A 17,962-nucleotide genomic window follows, 5' to 3' on the forward strand; every position below is an offset into this window, starting at 1 on the left:
TAGAGAATGTTTCTTAAAAAATTATCCCTTATAAATTATAAAAATTTTGGTTCAAAAGACCTGGAATTTGATACTAAAATTAATTGTTTTGTAGGGCAAAATGGTATTGGAAAAACAAACATTCTAGATGCCATTTATCATTTATCATTTGGAAAAAGTTATTTTAATCCAGTTGCTACTCAAAATATTAAACATGGCGAAGACTTTTTTGTGGTTGATGGCACTTTTGAAAAAAATGATCGTGACGAAAAAATTACATGTAGCTTAAAAAAAGGTCTAAAAAAAATTATAAAGCGTAATGCTAAAGCTTATGACAAATTATCGGACCATATTGGTTTTCTGCCTTTAGTTATTATTTCTCCATCAGATCGTAATTTAATTTCCGAAGGCAGTGATACCCGACGTAAATTTATTGATGGCGTAATATCTCAATCTGATAAAGAATATCTGCAAACACTTATTAAATATAACAAAGTACTAGGGCAACGCAACTCACTTTTAAAATATTTTGCAGTTAACCAAACTTTTGATGCTACCACATTGAGTGTATATAATGAACAGTTAAATGGGTATGGTACCACTATTTTTAACAAAAGAGTTACTTTTTTAGAACGATTTATTCCTATTTTTAAAGAACAGTATAAAGCTATAGCTGGAGAAAATGAAGAAGTTTCCTTAGCCTATGATAGTAAACTATTAGGCAATAATCTTTTAACACTATTTGAGCAAAATATTAATAAAGACAGAGCTTTACAATATACCAGTGTTGGAATTCATAAAGACGATTTAAATTTTAATATTGAAACCTACCCTATTAAAAAATTTGGAAGTCAAGGGCAGCAAAAATCTTTTTTAATTGCACTAAAACTAGCGCAGTTTCATTTTATAAAAGAACAGTCTAAAACTACACCTATCTTATTATTAGATGATGTTTTTGATAAATTAGATGAAAATAGAGTAAGCCATATCATCCAATTGGTAAATGATGAACATTTTGGTCAGCTTTTTATAAGTGATACGCATGCAGATAGAACTGAAAATGTTGTAAAATCTATTCATCAGTCTTATAAAATATTTAAACTCTAGCTCTTAAAATATTATGCAAAAAAAACTACTCTTTATTTTCCTAAGTCTATTTGCGCTAAGCTGTACTGAGACGATCTCGGAAGAAAAGCTCGTATTATTAAATGGCTATTGGGAAATTGAAAAAGTAATTTTTTCAGATGGTAGTACAAAAGAATATAAAGTTAATCAGGTTATCGATTTTATTAAGATGGAGTATTTAAAAGGATATCGAAAAAAAATGAAACCAAATTTTAATGGAACATACACCACATCTGATGATGCCGATAATTTTACCATCAAAAATACTCAAGATGGCTATGAGATTTTATATGAAGATAATTTTGGAGGAAGAACCGAAAAATTAAAAGCTATTTCTAAAGATCATTTTTCTGTTTCTAATTCAGAAAATATTACGTATACTTATAAAAGATATATTCCTATAAACATTCCCAAATAATGGCAAAAAGACAAAACGATCATATTCCGTTAAGTGAAGCTTTAAAGAATTTTATATCCGAGAATAAGCTCCAGAAAGGTATTGATAAAGTCGATGCCCGTGATGCTTGGGCTAAATTAATGGGGAATGGTGTAAACAACTATACTACAGCAATAGAATTACGCCACCAGACTTTGTTTGTATCGTTATCTTCTTCTGTACTTAGGGAAGAATTAAGCTTAGGCAAATCTAAAATAATACAAATGTTAAATGAAGAATTAGGAAAAGAGGTCGTTAAAAAACTGGTTTTACGCTAACAGTATTAAAAATTAAAAGAAAACCCAAAAACAGCATATGTTGTTTTTGGGTTTTCTTTTTTACTAGGTACGTTACTCTAAAAGCAATTTATATTTTAAGACTAGTATACTTCTCTTCCAGAAAAATGAAAAGCACCTTCTATAGCGGCATTTTCATCACTATCTGATCCATGTACAGCATTTTCTCCCATGGATGTTGCATATAAATTACGAATAGTACCTTCTGCAGCATCAGCAGGGTTTGTAGCACCTATTAAGGCTCTAAAGTCTTCAACAGCATTATCTTTTTCTAAGATAGCAGCAACAATGGGTCCTCTAGTCATAAATTCTACTAATTCTCCATAAAAAGGACGTGCAGCATGTACAGCATAAAAAGCTTCTGCATCTCTTTTACTTAACTGTGTATATTTCATTGCTTTTATGCTAAAACCAGCAGCAATAATTTTATCTAAAATAGCACCAATATGTCCGTTCTCTATGGCATCTGGCTTAAGCATTGTAAATGTTCTATTTGTTGTCATTTCAATAAATTTTGTGCAAAAATAGTTCTTTTCTTAGAACTAACAATAGCTAATAGTTGTATAGCATACTTACAAAAAATTTGTTCTAAATTACCACCATTAGCTTAAATGGAAAGGTTTTTTGAAAACATATAACATAAGAATGCTGCACAACTACTACTCATCATCATAATATGACATAAATAAAATACTTTCATTAAATTTAAATGGGAATAGGTTTTAAACAAAATTAGTATATTATGCATGAGCAATATATTATAAAATAGTATCTTTAACCGCATGAATTTAGCAGAAATTAGTGAGGTAAAAGCATTATTAGAAAAACCTCAAAAAATTGTTATTGTTCCCCACAAAAACCCAGATGGTGATGCTATTGGCTCAACTGTTGCGTTATACCATTATTTAAAAAACAAAAACCAAGACGCTTGCATAGTAAGTCCTAATGATTTTCCCAAGTTCTTAAAATGGATTCCTGGAAGTGAATTTATCTTAAATTTTGAAAAAGAAAATACACAAGCCAAAAGAAAAATAGAAGAAGCTACTCTTATTTTTACTTTAGATTTTAATCATTTAGGGAGAATTGGCCAAGTACAATCGTATTTAGAAGAGGCCGATGCTACTTTTATAATGATAGATCATCACCAAGCCCCATCAGATTACGCCAAAATAATGTATTCTGATACGAGTATGAGTTCTACTTGCGAAATGATTTATAATTTTATTCGTTTTTTAGGTGATACAAATCTGATAACACCAGAAATAGCGAGTTCGTTATATACGGGTATTATGACAGACACCGGTTCTTTTAAATACAGATCTACAACGAGTAAAACACATCAAATTATAGCAGACCTTATCGAAAAAGGAGCAGATAATACTAAAATTCATAATCTTATTTACGATACAAATTCACCTAGTAGATTACATCTTTTAGGCTGTGCGTTAAAAAATATGGTTATTTTAGAAGAATTTAAAACCGCTTATATTACCCTAAGTCAACAAGAATTGGATGATCATAATTTTCAAAAAGGAGATACAGAAGGCTTTGTAAACTACGGACTCACATTAGAAGGGATTAGATTTGCTGTGATCTTTATAGAAAATAAAGAAGAAGGTATCATCAAAATTTCTTTTAGATCTGAAGGCGATTTTTCTGTCAACCAATTTGCACGCAATCATTTTAATGGTGGCGGGCATGATAATGCTGCGGGAGGCAGAAGTGAAATAGCCCTAAAAGATACGGTTACGTATTTTACATCTTTACTTTCTCAATATAAAGAAGCATTAAATAAATGAAAAAGTATCTGCTTATAATGCTATTATCAACTTTTATAGTAAGCTGTGAAGAGCCTACACCAAGAAGACCCATAAGTGCTTCTAAAACTCAGGTTAAAAAATCTAGTGTAGCCCGTAGTAAAGAACTTTTATTGCTAGAAGAAAAAATAATAGAAAGCCTTATTCAAAAAGATTCCATACATCATTATATCCCAACCAATAGTGGCTCATGGTATTATTATGAAATAGAGGATAAAAATTCAGATTACTTCCCAAAAGCTAATGACTTTATTACATTAACGTATACTGTAATGACATTAACTAATGACACTATATACTCAGAAAAAGATATTGGAATAAAAACATTTAGAGTAGATCAACCCAACTTATTCAAAGGATTACGAGATGGGTTTTCGCTTTTAAAAGAAAACGAAAAAGCAACTTTTATTTTTCCTTCCTCTTTAGCATACGGGTATCGAGGTGATGGTAATAAAATAAATCCTAATACTCCTATAAAAGCATCGTTAAAGATATTAGAAATTAATAAAAAATAACCTTAAATTTAAAAATGAAAAAAATGAAAAAAATCAATATTCTGTTTCTTATAGTTGCAGTAATTTTATCTAGCTGTAAATCTGGAAAAACAGATTTAGATGATGGTGTATATGCCAAATTAAATACAACCAAAGGAGAAATACTTATAAAATTAGAACATGAAAAAACACCAGTTACTGTAGCTAATTTTGTTTCTTTAGCTGAGGGTACAAATACTTTTGTAAAAGATGATTACAAAGGAAAAAAATATTATGATGGCCTCATATTCCACAGAGTTATTGATAGTTTTATGATACAAGGTGGTGACCCAACTGGAACTGGAACTGGTTCTCCTGGGTATCGATTTAAAGATGAATTTAACGATTCCCTTTCCCATAAATCAGCAGGTATTCTTTCTATGGCAAATTCTGGTCCTAAAACAAATGGAAGTCAATTTTTTATCACTGATAAAGCCACTACTTTTTTAGATAAAAGACATACTGTTTTTGGAGAAGTAGTAGAAGGTTTAGCTGTAGTAGATTCTATTTCTGTTGTAGAAAAAGGAGAAAGAGATAAGCCTTTAGTAGATGTGGTTATGAATACAGTAGAAATTATTAGAAAAGGGAAAGCAGCGAAACAATTTGATGCGCCAAAAATAATGGCTGACTATTTTGCGGAAGAAAAAATAAGAGAAGCTGAGGCAATAAAAATAGAAGAAAAAAGAGTTATTGATTTAGCAAAAGCAAAAACTCAATTTGTATCAGATATCATTTCTCAGAAGAAAGCGGCTAAATCTTATCCATCTGGTCTTAAGATTTTTTCTATCACTAAAGGAACTGGTGAAAAAACTAAAATAGGGCAAACTGCAAATGTTTTTTATGATGCCTATTTTGAGGACGGAAAACTCTTAGATAGCAATCATGAAGAGCTCTCTATCTTACATAATATGTTTAATGCACGTAGAAAAGCTCAAAAAGGATATGAAGCTACCCCTATGAAATGTAGTATGGATGCCCCATTAATTGCTGGTTTTAAAGAAACCTTATTAACGATGAGTGTAGGAGATAAAGTAAGAGCATTTATCCCTTCGCATTTAGCTTATGGAGAAACAGGGAGAGGGTTTATTAAACCAAATACAGATTTGGTATTTGATATAGAAATTACAGATATTGTGAAATAACTTGTAAAATTATAATTAAAAAACAGTCGTTAAAGTAATTTTAGCGGCTGTTTTTTTATGGGAGTTAATCATAAGAAAGTTAGTAAACAATCACATGATGTATTAACATAATGTTATATTGATTAGGTGTAAAAGAGAAATATTAAGTACATTTATATAAAAAAAAATCTTAGGAAATGTAGTTGATCGAAAGAAAAGCAATATCTCCAAAAAATAAAAGTTATTATAAAAAGAAATAAAAATGCAAAATAAAATATACATATTATTTTTACTCTTTACAATACTATTCAGTTCTTGTCAAAAAGATTCGGTTACTGTCATTAGAGAAGAAACAGAAGAAGTAGCTGAAGATACTACCGATCAGGACACTAATATGGAAGATACTACAAACGAAGATACTGGTGGTGAAGATACCAATACAGATGGTACTGCTGCACCTATGGGTTCTGCTGTTGAAGTATTAGGGCAATTACGTGTTGAAGGCAATAAAATAGTAGATAAAGATAATAACCCGGTTCAATTACGTGGCATGTCACTTTTTTGGAGTCAATGGATGGGACAATTTTACACTAAAGATGCTATTAGATGGTTAAAAGACGATTGGCAAGCAACAATAGTTAGAGCTGCTATGGGAATAGATGAAGGTAATGAAGGCTTTTTATTTTTTCCAGAAAGAGAAAAAGCAAAAGTTTTTGAAGTTATTGATGGCGCTATAGAAGCCGGTATTTATGTTATTGTAGATTGGCATAGCCACAATGCAGAAAATTATACCATGGAAGCTAAAAGCTTTTTTGCAGAAGTAGCACAAAAATATGGTGATGCTCCAAATATTATTTATGAAATATACAATGAGCCTATCAATTCTGATTGGAATACTACCTTAAAACCATATCATGAAGAAATTTTAGCTGAAATTAGAAAATATGACCCTGATAATATTGTGGTTATGGGAACTAGGTTTTACTCCCAAAGAGTAGATGAAGTTATAGGAAATGAAATAAATGATGATAACGTGGCATATACTTTACATTATTATGCAGCTACACACAGAGGAGATTTAAGAGCAATTGCACAACAAGCTATAAACGCTAATTTGGCATTATTTGTAACAGAATTTGGAATAACATCAGCAGATGGGAATGGCGAAATTGATGAAGCAGAATCAGAACTTTGGTGGGATTTCTTAGATGAGCACCAAATTTCTTGGTGCAACTGGTCTATTGCAGATAAAGTAGAAAAATCTGCAGCACTAATGCCTGGAGCAAGTGGTAATGGTGGGTGGCCAGAAAGCCAATTAACCGAATCTGGAAGAATTGTAAGAGCAAAAATGAAAGCTCAAAATCAGGACTTTGAATAAACAAACTAAGGATAAGCCAACAAGGTATTCCTAAGCAAATAACTTTAAAATATCGATTAAAAAATAGCCTTTAAAGATTTCTTTAAAGGCTATTTTTTTATTCAAAATTCGTCAATTCGAGTGCTTCGACCCTAGGAAGAAGTGTATCGAGAATAACGTTTTGGATCAAAAAAAAACTATTCTAGATACAATTTTTCTTCATTTCATTCTGAAAATTCATTCGAATTGACGCTTTTCTTTACTATTTATTTCATTACACAAAACCAGTTTAATTTTTATTTCTTTGGAATGTTATTCAAAATATCTAAAGTAAATTTCCAAAATTTCTGAACCGAAGAAATCTGAACGCTCTCATCTGGAGAGTGTGCTCCTTTAATAGTAGGACCATAACTAATCATATCTAAAGCAGGATAATTTTGTCCTAAAATTCCACATTCTAAACCTGCGTGGCAGGCTGCTATAAGAGGTTCTTCTTTAAATACTTTTTTATACTGTGTTGTTAAAACTTCTAAAATATCAGAATTAGGGTTGGGGTTCCAACCAGGATAATCTCCACTAAAATCCACTGTAAAACCAGCCAATTCAAAAGTAGCCTGTAAAGCCTTCGCTAAATCCATTTTTCCAGAGTTTACAGAAGACCGTGTTAAACACCCAATAGTTATACTTCCATTTTTTACAATAACTCGTGCCACATTATTAGAGGTTTCTACCAAACCTTTTACAGCAGCACTCATCGTATAGACTCCATTATGCGCTGCATACATACTTTTCAGCACCTTACTTTGGACCTCAAGATCCATTACTTTTTCGGGTAGTTGCGTTGCTACAGCTGTAACTTCTAAATGAGGTTCCATAATGGCTAATTCTACTTTAATTAAAGTAATTTCATCAGCTAGCAGCTTCTTAAAAGTGGTATCCTCTTTTTCTGTTATTACTACAGTAGCAATACTTTCTCGGGGAATAGCATTTCGTAAACTTCCGCCATCAATTTCTGCTATATAAATCCCTAGGCTATCAGAAATAGTAGCAAGCAAACGATTCATAATTTTATTAGCATTACCAAGCCCTTTATCAATATCCATACCACTGTGCCCACCTTGTAGACCCTTTACCGTAATTTTATAGGCAACTGCATCAGCAGGAATTGCAATTTCTTCATAATTTCTAGTGGCCGTTACATCTATACCACCTGCGCAACCTATCCCGATCTCATCATCTTCTTCGGTATCTAAATTCAGCAAAATATCACCTTTTAAAACGCCCGCTTTTAAACCCATAGCGCCCGTCATACCTGTTTCCTCATCAATTGTAAACAAGGCCTCTAAAGCTGGGTGTGGTATCTTTGTACTTTCTAACAAAGCCATAATGGCAGCAACACCCATACCATTATCAGCACCCAATGTGGTACCCTTTGCTTTTACCCAGTCACCATCAATATACATTTCAATACCCTGCTGATTAAAATCAAATATCGTATCATTATTCTTCTGATGTACCATATCTAAATGAGACTGTAGGGTAACCATTTTGCGGTCTTCCATACCCTTAGTCGCTGGTTTTCTAATAATAACATTACCAACACTATCCGTGAAAGTTTCTAAATTTAGCGCGTTCCCAAAATCAACCATAAATTGAATAACTCTTTCTTCCTTTTTAGAAGGTCTGGGCACTTCATTTAAGTCCGAAAATTTATTCCAAACATTTTTAGGGGCTAGCTGCCGTATTTCGTTGCTCATATTTTTATATTGATAGCCCAAAAATACGCATAGAAAAAGAGAAGTCCCAAAAAATAGATTTCTGGGACTTTCTAGAGAACAACATAACTATTGTTCGCTTTTGATTGATGATGATTGAGTTAGTGTATTCTTATATCATAATTTCAAATGAAAAGGAGGCAGTAAAGATTGTGAGCGACTAATTCAAAAAAACTCCTGTTGAAAGAAATAAAAACTAAACAAATATTTTAGAAGTTGATTAATCTTTCTGCCATCCTTTGATTTTTAATTTAATAATGAGTACAACATAAAGAAAATCATTTTTTTCATAAATTCAGGAATTCCTTATCATAGTTTACCTTTCCGTTAAAGTATTACTCTATTTTTTTTAGCATTTGAAAGTATTTTAGAGGTTTGGTTTAAATATTCAGTAGGCGTTAACGAGGTTTCCTTTTTAAATGCCTTATTAAAAGTAACTTTATTATTGTAGCCCACCCTATAAGCAATATCTATAATATTCATATCATTATTTTCATCACTTTCTAATAACGAAATAGCATCTCTAATTCTAAATTTATTAATCATTTCAAAAAAATTAATATTCAAATGTTCATTAATTACTTGTGATGTATTATGCTTTGTAGTCCCTAACAAATTTGCTAAAACTTCAAGTGTTATCGTATTATCTCTATAAACTTTCTTATTATTAAGGAGACTCAGCAATTCTTCTTTAAGCTCTTTTGAAAAATCATCGGTTAGTCCAGATTTTTTGTATTTAAAAAATAAACCATCATGACTTAAAAGAATAGTATCTGTAAAAATCTCTGGTTGAATAAAAGCAGTGTATCCAACATACAATACAAGCGTAGACATACTTATAATTTGCAGGTTAAAAAATAAACCTTTAACTAATACCGTATTATTTATAAATAACGCATAACACATATACGAAATAATATAAGCCGTATTAAAAATAAGAATGTTTCTTTGCCAGATCTGTATAGGTGTTTTTATACTGTTACGCTTACTCTTATAATTCCTATATAATTTAAATAAGAGATAGCCATAGATGAGTAAGGAGATTGTCTTTGTTATTGTAGTGATTAAAACATAAGGTTCTATTTTAATTGTACTAGTGCCTAACATAATTTCTAGCTTTTCATTCTCAGGCAAAAAATAAATAGGAGAAACAAAAACTAAATAAATAACAAAAGGGAATAAATGTAAAAAGTCTCTTAATTTAAATTGGTGTTTTTCAATAATTCTTTTAAAATAAAAATATAGTAAAGGACCATATAAATAGGAAAACGTAGCAGTTGCCAGTAAGCTATGAGGATAATTATAAATATAATTGCTCATATACAAGCAAATGTGAACTATAAATAAAGAATGTAAAAAGAGAAATAAACCAATAAGTAGATTCGCAGACTTATCTGCTTTTTTCTTTAAATTAAGAATTATAGAAATAAAAATACCTACAAAAGCTGTAAACAAACAAAACACCATCCAAAAACTAATATGAGTTTCATATGATTCATTATTACTTGCTGTTGTTTGTGTTGGTATAGCATTTTCAAAATAATAATCAAAAGACAGGGAAAGTAATGATGAAGAATATTCGCTTACCATATACTCTTTTTCTAGACTAGCAATACCAGGTACTTTAATAGACTGTGCGGGGTAAGAAGCAAGTGTGTTAAAAGGCAATAGTATAAAAATAAGATATATACAAAACTTCTTTGCATGTATAATGCATGCTAAAATTTTATCGGAAAAGGGTTTATTGATTTGATTGATGATTGGAAGGTTTAGATTGAGTATATAAATTTATCATAAATAACACATCCTTTTCTTAATGAAATTATAAAGTAGTAATTCTATGGTAATTCCCGATAATATCTTACCTCAAAAAAGACATCAATACCAAACGATATATTAAATATGGATAGTAAATTAAAAGTTAGAAAAATAAACTACCTCGGGATAAGCCCACGAAGTATTCGTATGAAAATAGCTAAAAACATCAAGGCAAGCCTCAAAGCATTTAAATCTCGATTATTCAGTAAATCACTATTTTTGAGTTTATATCATACATAGCATTATATTCCGTGAAAAATAAATTAAAAAATAGTATAGCGTTGGCGATTATACCGCAAATTATACTGATCAAAGTTTTAGCCAACTATCCAAATCTTGTAGAAGAATATTATAGCAATGGTATTTACACTTCTATTTCTAGTATTTTCAGAAGTTTATATGGTTGGATTCCTTTTTCTGTAGGGGATATTATTTATGGAAGTTTAATTATCATTAGCATTCGTTATCTTATTGTAAAAAGAAAGGAGATTGTAAAAAAACCATTGGTATTTATTAGAAATACAATTATGGTGTTAAGTATTGCATATTTTACTTTTAATATCCTTTGGGGGCTCAACTATCATAGAGAGCCCATAACAAAACCATTACAAATTACTGCTAATGTAGACGAAAAAGCATTGATTTCTTTTACAAAAAAACTCATTGCAAAAACAAATGCCATACATTATAGCATCACTACTGATAGTACCCAAGCCGTAAAAACACCCTATACTGATGATGAGATTTTTAAGAAAACAATTGAAGGTTATGCACAGCTAGAGGAAAAGTTTCCGTTTTTAAGCTATAAAAAAACGAGTCTAAAAGCATCTTTATTTAGCACTATATTGAGTTATATGGGCTATGGTGGCTATTTAAATCCGTTTACAAATGAAGCACAAGTAAATATAAAACCTCCAAAGTTTAGAGCTCCGATGGTTAGTGGTCATGAAATAGGGCATCAATTAGGTTACTCTTCCGAAAGTGAAACCAATCTTATTGGGTATTTAGTAACCCAAAACAATGATGATCTTTATTTTAAATATGGTGCTTATGCTAACATGCTTCGTTATTTTTTTGGCAGAATAAAATTAACAGACGAGGCCCAATTCAAAGAATTGTACAACACATTAAATCCTGGCATAAAAAAGAACTATGAAGAACTAAACCTATTCTGGGAAAGTTACCAAAACCCAGCAGAAGTTGTTTTTAAAAATATTTTTAGTACGTTTTTAAAAGCAAATAATCAAAAAGATGGCATACAGAGTTACAGTAAAGTAGTTTACCTTATTGTTGGCTATCATGAAAAGTATCCATTGTAGTCAGTAGTCAGTATAATTTTTTTAAACTACTAAACAAAATAAACTCATAAACTTTTTAAATAAATTCATAAACCTACTAACCCAAGTTTCCACACCCCTAAAGTCCCCTCAAGGGCACAATACTTATAACAGCCTAAATTCATAAACAATTAAACAGTTCTACGATTCAACAATTTTCATAAACTCATAAACCAGCGCGCAGCGCATAAACTCATAAACTCATAAACTCATAAACTCATAAACTATTTAAATAAACTCATAAACTAGCGCACAGCACATAAACTCTTTCTCAAATGTTAAAAAAAACTTAACAAAGCCATCAATTAGTATACTTGGTTTAATTTTAGAACGACTAATTTAAAAACAACTACTCACATGAAAATGCGATTCCTCGTACTGTGTCTTATTCTATGCAGTGCCTCACTATTTGCACAAGACTATTTTCCCAAAAATGACGGTGTAAAAGTAAAAAACAACAACTATACTGCATTTACAAATGCAACCATTTATGTAACACCAACGCAAGTAATTAAAAACGGTACTTTACTCATTCAAAATGGTAAAGTAGTACAGGCCGGTAAAACGGTAATTCTTCCTAAAAATGCAGTAGTTATAGATGCTAGCGGAAAAACAATTTATCCCTCATTTATAGATGTATATTCAGATTTTGGAATTGCCAAACCCAAAGCAGCTTCGGGTACGGGAAGAAGTGCTGATTATGAACCGTCTAGAGATGGTTTTTATTGGAACGACCATGTAATGCCCGAAAATAATGCCATTAGCAAATTTAATTATGATACTAAAAAAGCAGCAACACTTTTAAAAGCTGGTTTTGGAGTGGTAAATTCTCATATCCAAGACGGAATAGCACGTGGTACAGGTGTCTTAATTGCTCTAAACAATAAAGGAAATGATGCCAATAGAGTTTTAGATGACGCTTCTGCGCAGCATTTTTCTTTTGAAAAAAGTGTAGCCTCAAGACAATCTTACCCCACTTCCTTAATGGGTGCTACTGCCTTATTACGCCAACTTTATCATGATATGGATTGGTATGCAAAAGGAAATGTAGATACCAAAGACAGGTCTTTAGAAGCCTTAATTAAAAATAAAAGCCTAGTTCAAATTTTTGAAGCAAAAGATAAAACAAATGCCTTTAGAGCCGATAAAATAGGCGATGCTTTTGGCGTTCAATATGCTATTGTTGCTGGTGGTGATGAGTTTGAAGAGATTGAAAAAATAAAAGCAACAAATGCAACGTATATCATTCCTGTAAACTTCCCAAAAGCATATGATGTTTCTAATCCATATCATGCAGCTTATGTTTCTTTAGAAGATATGCGTATGTGGAACCAAGCGCCTTCTAACCCTGCCGCTATGGCAAAAAATGGAATTCCATTTTCGTTTACCATGCACGATTCTAAATCAACAGCAAAATTTAAAGAGAATATTTTAAAGGCGATAAGCTATGGCTTATCAAAAACAAAAGCCTTAGAAGCATTAACAACAGTGCCAGCGCAATTATTGGGAAAAAGTAATCAGATAGGCTCTTTAAAAACTGGAAACTATGCTAATTTTCTAATTACATCAGGTGATATTTTTGACAAAAGCACTACCCTTTATGAAAATTGGGTACAAGGCAATAAAACAGTTGTTACAAATATGAATCTCAAAGATATTAGAGGAGATTATAATGTAACCATTAGTGGAAAAACCTATCAACTTGCTATCTCTGGTGACATTAGCAAACTAAAAGCGGAAGTAAAGCAAGATACTACCAAATTAAAGGCTAAAATAAGCAATACAGATAATTGGTTAAACCTTTCATTCACTTCAAAAGAAGACGGAATTTATAGAATAACAGCCAATACTGTAAGTGATGTTATAACGGGTAAAGCTGTACTTCCTAATGGAGATGAAACCACTTTTACGGCTACAAAAACGAAAAGCTTTTCAGAAAAAGAAAAAGAGAAAGCAGAAAAAAAAGCGCCTACAATTATGGCTGTTACCTATCCTAATATCGGTTATGGAAATACCACTAGACCGCAACCAGAAAACATGTTGTTTAAAAATGCTACAGTATGGACTGGAGAAGCTGATGGGATTCTAAAAAATACAGATGTATTGGTTAAAAAAGGAAAAATTGTAAAAATTGGTACAAACCTAAAAGGAGGAAATGCAAAAGTAATTTATGCTACTGGAAAACATTTAACAGCGGGTATTATAGACGAGCATACCCATATTGCAGCTTTAGATGTAAACGAAGCGGGGCAGAACTCCTCTGCCGAAGTAACTATGGAAGATGTGGTTAACCCTGAGGATATGAATATCTACCGAAATTTAGCGGGTGGCGTTACCTCAGCACAATTACTACATGGTTCTGCCAACCCAATTGGAGGAAGATCTGCAATTTTAAAATTAAAATGGGGCGAAACGGCAGATAAAATGATTTATACCAATACCCCTAAATACATCAAGTTTGCATTGGGCGAAAACGTAAAGCAATCTAATTGGGGAAGCCGAAGTCGTTTTCCGCAAACACGTATGGGCGTAGAACAACTCTTCATTAATTATTTCCAAAGAGGAAAAGAGTATGATGCTTTAAAAAAAAGTGGTAAACCGTTTCGTTATGATGAAGAAATGGAAGTGATTGCAGAAATCTTAAACGGAGAGCGTTTTATAAGCTGCCATTCTTATGTACAAAGCGAAATTAATATGTTGATGAAAGTTGCTGAGAAATTTAATTTTAGGGTGAATACCTTTACGCATATCCTAGAAGGTTATAAAGTAGCTGATAAAATGGCAAAACATGGCGTTGGAGGCTCTACTTTTAGTGATTGGTGGGCATACAAGTTTGAAGTAAATGATGCCATCCCCTACAATGCAGCTATTATGCACAGCCAAGGGGTTACTGTTGCTATAAATAGTGACGATCGTGAAATGTCTAGAAGATTAAACCAAGAAGCGGGTAAAATTGTAAAATACGGAGGCGTATCCGAAGAAGAAGCATGGAAAATGGTAACACTAAACCCAGCAAAACTATTGCATATTGATGATAGAACAGGCAGTATTAAGATTGGCAAAGATGCCGATTTAGTCCTCTGGTCAGACCATCCATTAAGTGTGTATGCAAAATCTGAAAAAACAGTTGTAGATGGTATTGTATATTTTGATCTTGAAAAGGATAAGCAACAAAGAGCAGCCATAAAAAAAGAACGCAATACCTTAATAAAAATGATGCTAAACGAAAAAGCAGGTGGTGCTAAAATGCAAAAGCCAAAGAAAGCAGATAAAGAAACTTTTCATTGCGATTCATTATAAAACAATATTATAAAACCCTTTGTACTTAGTACTCTTTACTTAATACTTAGTACTAATTACTTAATACTAAAAAGAATGAAACATATAAAACATATCATTATTCTCTTACTTGTAACAAGCTCTGGTTTTGCACAGCAAGTACCTGGAAAAAAACAAACTACGGCAATAACTATAGAAGGCGCTACAGCGCATCTTGGAAATGGAGAAGTTATTGAAAATTCACTCATTATGTTTAGTGATGGAAAGCTAACATTTGTAGGCTCCGCTGCCAATAAAATTGCACGCCAAGGAACGATCATAAAAGCAACTGGAAAGCATGTATATCCTGGGTTTATAGCACCTGCAAAGTCTTTAGGTTTAGTAGAAGTAAATGCGGTAAGAGCTAGTGATGACCAAGATGAAATTGGGGATATGATTCCACACATACGCAGTTTAATTGCATATAATGCAGAATCTAAAGTTGTAGAAAGTATGCGTCCAAACGGAGTGCTTTTAAGCCAGATTACACCAAAAGGAGGTAGAATTTCCGGTACTTCTTCAATTGTACAGTTTGATGCTTGGAATTGGGAAGATGCTGTAGTAAAGGTCGATGATGGTATCCATTTAAACTGGCCCAGCTTTTTTAGACAAGGTAGATGGTGGGAAGGTGAAGAAAGAGGTTATCGTCCAAACAAAAAATATCAAGAGCAAATAGAAGGCGTTGCTACTTTTATAAAAAATGCCGCTGCCTATGGTAAAGCGAGCACCAAAGAAAGTAACCAAGCTTTTGAAGCAATGCAAGGACTATTTAAGGGCACACAAAACTTATATATCTATGCGCAATCAGAACGCCAAATTATTGATGCCATAACCTATGCAAAAGCAAATGGTGTTCAGAAAGTAGTACTTGTTGGTGGGTACCATGCTTATAAAGTAACCGACTTTCTTAAGAAAAATAAGATCCCTGTATTGGTAGACTTTACACACACTTTACCAACGTTTGAAGATGATGATTATGACTTGCCCTATAAGCTTCCAAAAATGTTAGTAGATGCAGGCTTATTGGTAGGCTTACAAAACGGTACCGCTTCAAATTTCCAAACTAGAAATTTACCTTTCTATGCAGGGCAAGTAGTAGGGCAAGGATTAGAAAAAGAAAAGGCATTACAGTTAATTACAGGAAATACGGCTCGAATATTAGGAATTGCAGCAGATTATGGCACCTTAGAAGTTGGCAAAAGTGCAACCTTATTTGTATCAGAAGGTGATGCTTTAGACATGCGCACCAATCTACTAAGCCATGCTTTTATAGATGGTAGAACTGTTTCATTAGAAACGCACCAAACTAAACTTTGGAAACGCTATATGGAAAAATATGAAGGGAAATAAACTTTAAGGTTAAGGCTTATATGTATTAAAATATATGGCTATTACGTATAATTCATTTTTGATGATCATTTTTCGTCAGTTCGAGTGATTTTCGCGCAAATTATAACTTCGAGCCTTTTGACTTCGCTCTAGATAAATGGAGTCGAGAACTTAGGAATATAAAATAGTTCTCAATAGAGTTGCACAAGCGCAGTTGAAACTCAAGTAAGCTACTGTGTGTCATTCATTTTGATGATCATTTTTCGTCAGTTCGAGTGATTTTTGCGCAAATTATAACTTCGAGCCTTCTGACTTCGCTCTAGATAAACGCAGTCGAGAACTTAGGAATATAAAATAGTTCTCAATAGGGATCGGTACAGGCGTAGTTGAAACCCAAGTAAGCTACTGTGTGTCATTCATTTTGATGATCATTTTTCGTCAGTTCGAGTGATTTTCGATAGAAAATTATATCGAGAACAAGATAAATAGCATCAAAAAGTTCTCGATACATTTTTATTTCGTTTCACTTCACAAAAATACTCGAACTGACATTTTAACAATTACATATAACTAGTTTATCTAAAAAATGTATCAGGAACAGTGGTTTCGGATACATTTTTTAGTTTGGTGTAACATCGGTTACAACTGCTTTGGCTATTAATTCTTATTTTTATAGTGATGATACTAAAAAAAGCCTTCTTAATAGTACTGTTATTCGGTTTTTCTACATTGTTGTTTGCACAGCAAAAAGTAGAAAATGCTGAGTTTGATTCGATGCTCTCTACCCTATTATCACATACAGTTACCGAAGTTGTTCCTACCGATATCAATGAAGAAGTGATTTTTCTAGATGCGCGTGAAAAAGAAGAATACACAGTGAGTCATATCAAAAATGCCATTTGGGTAGGCTATAACAATTTTAAAACAAAACGAGTCGCCACAATTCCAAAAGATGCTAAAATAGTAGTCTATTGCTCGGTTGGCTATAGAAGTGAAAAAATAGCCGAAAAATTACTTAAAAAAGGCTTTACGGATGTGTCTAATTTATACGGCGGTATTTTTGAATGGGTGCACCAAGACAAAAAAGTAATGAATACCGATGGGGAAACCAGCGATGTACATGCTTTTGATGAAGAATGGGGGCAATGGCTTTTAAAAGGGAACAAAATAATACCAAAAGCTAAAAAGTAATGAAAAGCTTTGTATACACATTCCTACTAATTATGATTAGTGCATGCCACGCACAACACAGCCAAAAAACTACGGTTATAGATCTTGCTACATTTAAAGAAGCTATTGGTAAAAAAGTACAATTGGTTGATGTTAGAACGGCTACAGAATACAATGCAGGCCATATAGAAGATGCAATCCATATAGATATTAGAGATAGGGAGCGCTTTGCCAAAGAAATTCTAAAACTAGAAAAAACCAAACCTGTATACCTCTATTGCCACTCTGGTGTTAGAAGCCATAAAGCCAGTAAATTGATGGAAGAATTAGGCTTTACCACAATTTATGATTTTGCTAAGGGTTGGAAAGCTTGGAATGAGTGATACGCCTTATTAGGGTACATTTTAATACCAATTAAAATGTAAAAATTTATAAAAGTATTGATATCCAACTCTATTCAATTGGTTATACATACTTTTTGAGCTAAGTACGTATAACACTATGTTGCCAGTAATTAGAAAAACGAACAACCAGAATTTAATAATCATATT

Annotated in this window: 15 protein-coding genes; 12 read left to right on the forward strand and 3 right to left on the reverse strand. The window is 32.3% G+C overall.

Annotated elements, in window-relative coordinates:
- Window positions 1-6 precede the first annotated feature (6 nt).
- From recF to ACZ451_RS18270, 3 genes are read left to right on the forward strand one after another with little or no spacing between them, the layout of a single operon-like run.
- The gene (gene recF / locus ACZ451_RS18260) at window positions 7-1,086 is read left to right on the forward strand and encodes a DNA replication/repair protein RecF (RefSeq protein ID WP_464214848.1); all 1,080 of its coding nucleotides are present in this window, start codon (window positions 7-9) and stop codon (window positions 1,084-1,086) included.
- 13 nt (window positions 1,087-1,099) lie between these two features.
- Window positions 1,100-1,522, forward strand: coding sequence for a hypothetical protein (locus ACZ451_RS18265; RefSeq protein ID WP_464214849.1), 423 nt, complete (start codon window positions 1,100-1,102; stop codon window positions 1,520-1,522).
- Complete coding sequence (locus tag ACZ451_RS18270) at window positions 1,522-1,818, forward strand: DciA family protein (protein ID WP_464214850.1); 297 nt, start codon at window positions 1,522-1,524, stop codon at window positions 1,816-1,818. Before ACZ451_RS18265 ends, ACZ451_RS18270 begins: the two co-directional genes overlap by 1 nt.
- Before the next feature lie 101 nt (window positions 1,819-1,919).
- Here the strand turns inward: ACZ451_RS18270 and ACZ451_RS18275 are convergent, their stop codons facing one another.
- Complete coding sequence (locus tag ACZ451_RS18275) at window positions 1,920-2,339, reverse strand: nucleoside-diphosphate kinase (RefSeq protein ID WP_464214851.1); 420 nt, start codon at window positions 2,337-2,339, stop codon at window positions 1,920-1,922.
- Window positions 2,340-2,618: 279 nt separating this feature from the next.
- On the opposite strand from ACZ451_RS18275, the gene ACZ451_RS18280 reads away from it, so the two are divergent.
- The 4 genes from ACZ451_RS18280 to ACZ451_RS18295 all read left to right on the forward strand — a co-directional run bounded on the left by ACZ451_RS18280 (window position 2,619) and on the right by ACZ451_RS18295 (window position 6,685).
- Window positions 2,619-3,635, forward strand: a complete 1,017-nt coding sequence (locus ACZ451_RS18280) for a DHH family phosphoesterase (protein WP_464214852.1) — start codon at window positions 2,619-2,621, stop codon at window positions 3,633-3,635.
- Window positions 3,632-4,168 (forward strand): gliding motility-associated peptidyl-prolyl isomerase GldI, encoded by a 537-nt coding sequence (gldI, locus tag ACZ451_RS18285; RefSeq protein WP_464214853.1) that lies wholly within the window; start codon window positions 3,632-3,634, stop codon window positions 4,166-4,168. The genes ACZ451_RS18280 and gldI overlap by 4 nt, the downstream gene beginning before the upstream one ends.
- A 23-nt stretch (window positions 4,169-4,191) precedes the next feature.
- Entirely contained in the window at window positions 4,192-5,328 is a 1,137-nt protein-coding gene (locus tag ACZ451_RS18290) for a peptidylprolyl isomerase (protein WP_464214854.1), read from the forward strand.
- A 241-nt stretch (window positions 5,329-5,569) separates the two neighbouring features.
- Complete coding sequence (locus tag ACZ451_RS18295; protein ID WP_464214855.1) at window positions 5,570-6,685, forward strand: glycoside hydrolase family 5 protein; 1,116 nt, start codon at window positions 5,570-5,572, stop codon at window positions 6,683-6,685.
- Between the two features lie 275 nt (window positions 6,686-6,960).
- Here ACZ451_RS18295 and ACZ451_RS18300 read toward each other — a convergent pair whose 3' ends face one another.
- Together ACZ451_RS18300 and ACZ451_RS18305 are read right to left on the reverse strand one after the other, a co-directional pair.
- Complete coding sequence (locus ACZ451_RS18300; RefSeq protein ID WP_464214856.1) at window positions 6,961-8,421, reverse strand: aminoacyl-histidine dipeptidase; 1,461 nt, start codon at window positions 8,419-8,421, stop codon at window positions 6,961-6,963.
- A gap of 345 nt (window positions 8,422-8,766) precedes the next feature.
- The gene (locus tag ACZ451_RS18305; RefSeq protein ID WP_464214857.1) at window positions 8,767-10,107 is read right to left on the reverse strand and encodes a helix-turn-helix domain-containing protein; all 1,341 of its coding nucleotides are present in this window, start codon (window positions 10,105-10,107) and stop codon (window positions 8,767-8,769) included.
- 401 nt (window positions 10,108-10,508) lie between these two features.
- Between ACZ451_RS18305 and ACZ451_RS18310 the strand changes: the two genes are divergently transcribed.
- The 5 genes from ACZ451_RS18310 (at window position 10,509) to ACZ451_RS18330 (ending at window position 17,794) form a co-directional block, all read left to right on the forward strand.
- Window positions 10,509-11,576: a DUF3810 domain-containing protein gene (locus tag ACZ451_RS18310; protein ID WP_464214858.1), complete on the forward strand. Its 1,068-nt coding sequence runs from the start codon at window positions 10,509-10,511 to the stop codon at window positions 11,574-11,576.
- Window positions 11,577-11,951: 375 nt separating this feature from the next.
- The gene (locus ACZ451_RS18315; protein WP_464214859.1) at window positions 11,952-14,894 is read left to right on the forward strand and encodes an amidohydrolase family protein; all 2,943 of its coding nucleotides are present in this window, start codon (window positions 11,952-11,954) and stop codon (window positions 14,892-14,894) included.
- A gap of 75 nt (window positions 14,895-14,969) precedes the next feature.
- Window positions 14,970-16,262 carry an amidohydrolase family protein gene (locus tag ACZ451_RS18320; protein WP_464214860.1) on the forward strand — a complete coding sequence of 431 codons (1,293 nt, stop codon included), beginning with the start codon at window positions 14,970-14,972 and terminating at the stop codon, window positions 16,260-16,262.
- 657 nt (window positions 16,263-16,919) lie between these two features.
- Window positions 16,920-17,432, forward strand: a complete 513-nt coding sequence (locus tag ACZ451_RS18325; RefSeq protein ID WP_464214861.1) for a rhodanese-like domain-containing protein — start codon at window positions 16,920-16,922, stop codon at window positions 17,430-17,432.
- Window positions 17,432-17,794, forward strand: a complete 363-nt coding sequence (locus tag ACZ451_RS18330; protein WP_464214862.1) for a rhodanese-like domain-containing protein — start codon at window positions 17,432-17,434, stop codon at window positions 17,792-17,794. The genes ACZ451_RS18325 and ACZ451_RS18330 overlap by 1 nt, the downstream gene beginning before the upstream one ends.
- The last annotated feature ends 168 nt before the right edge of the window (window positions 17,795-17,962 follow it).

Source organism: Allocellulophaga tsushimaensis (assembly GCF_055383085.1).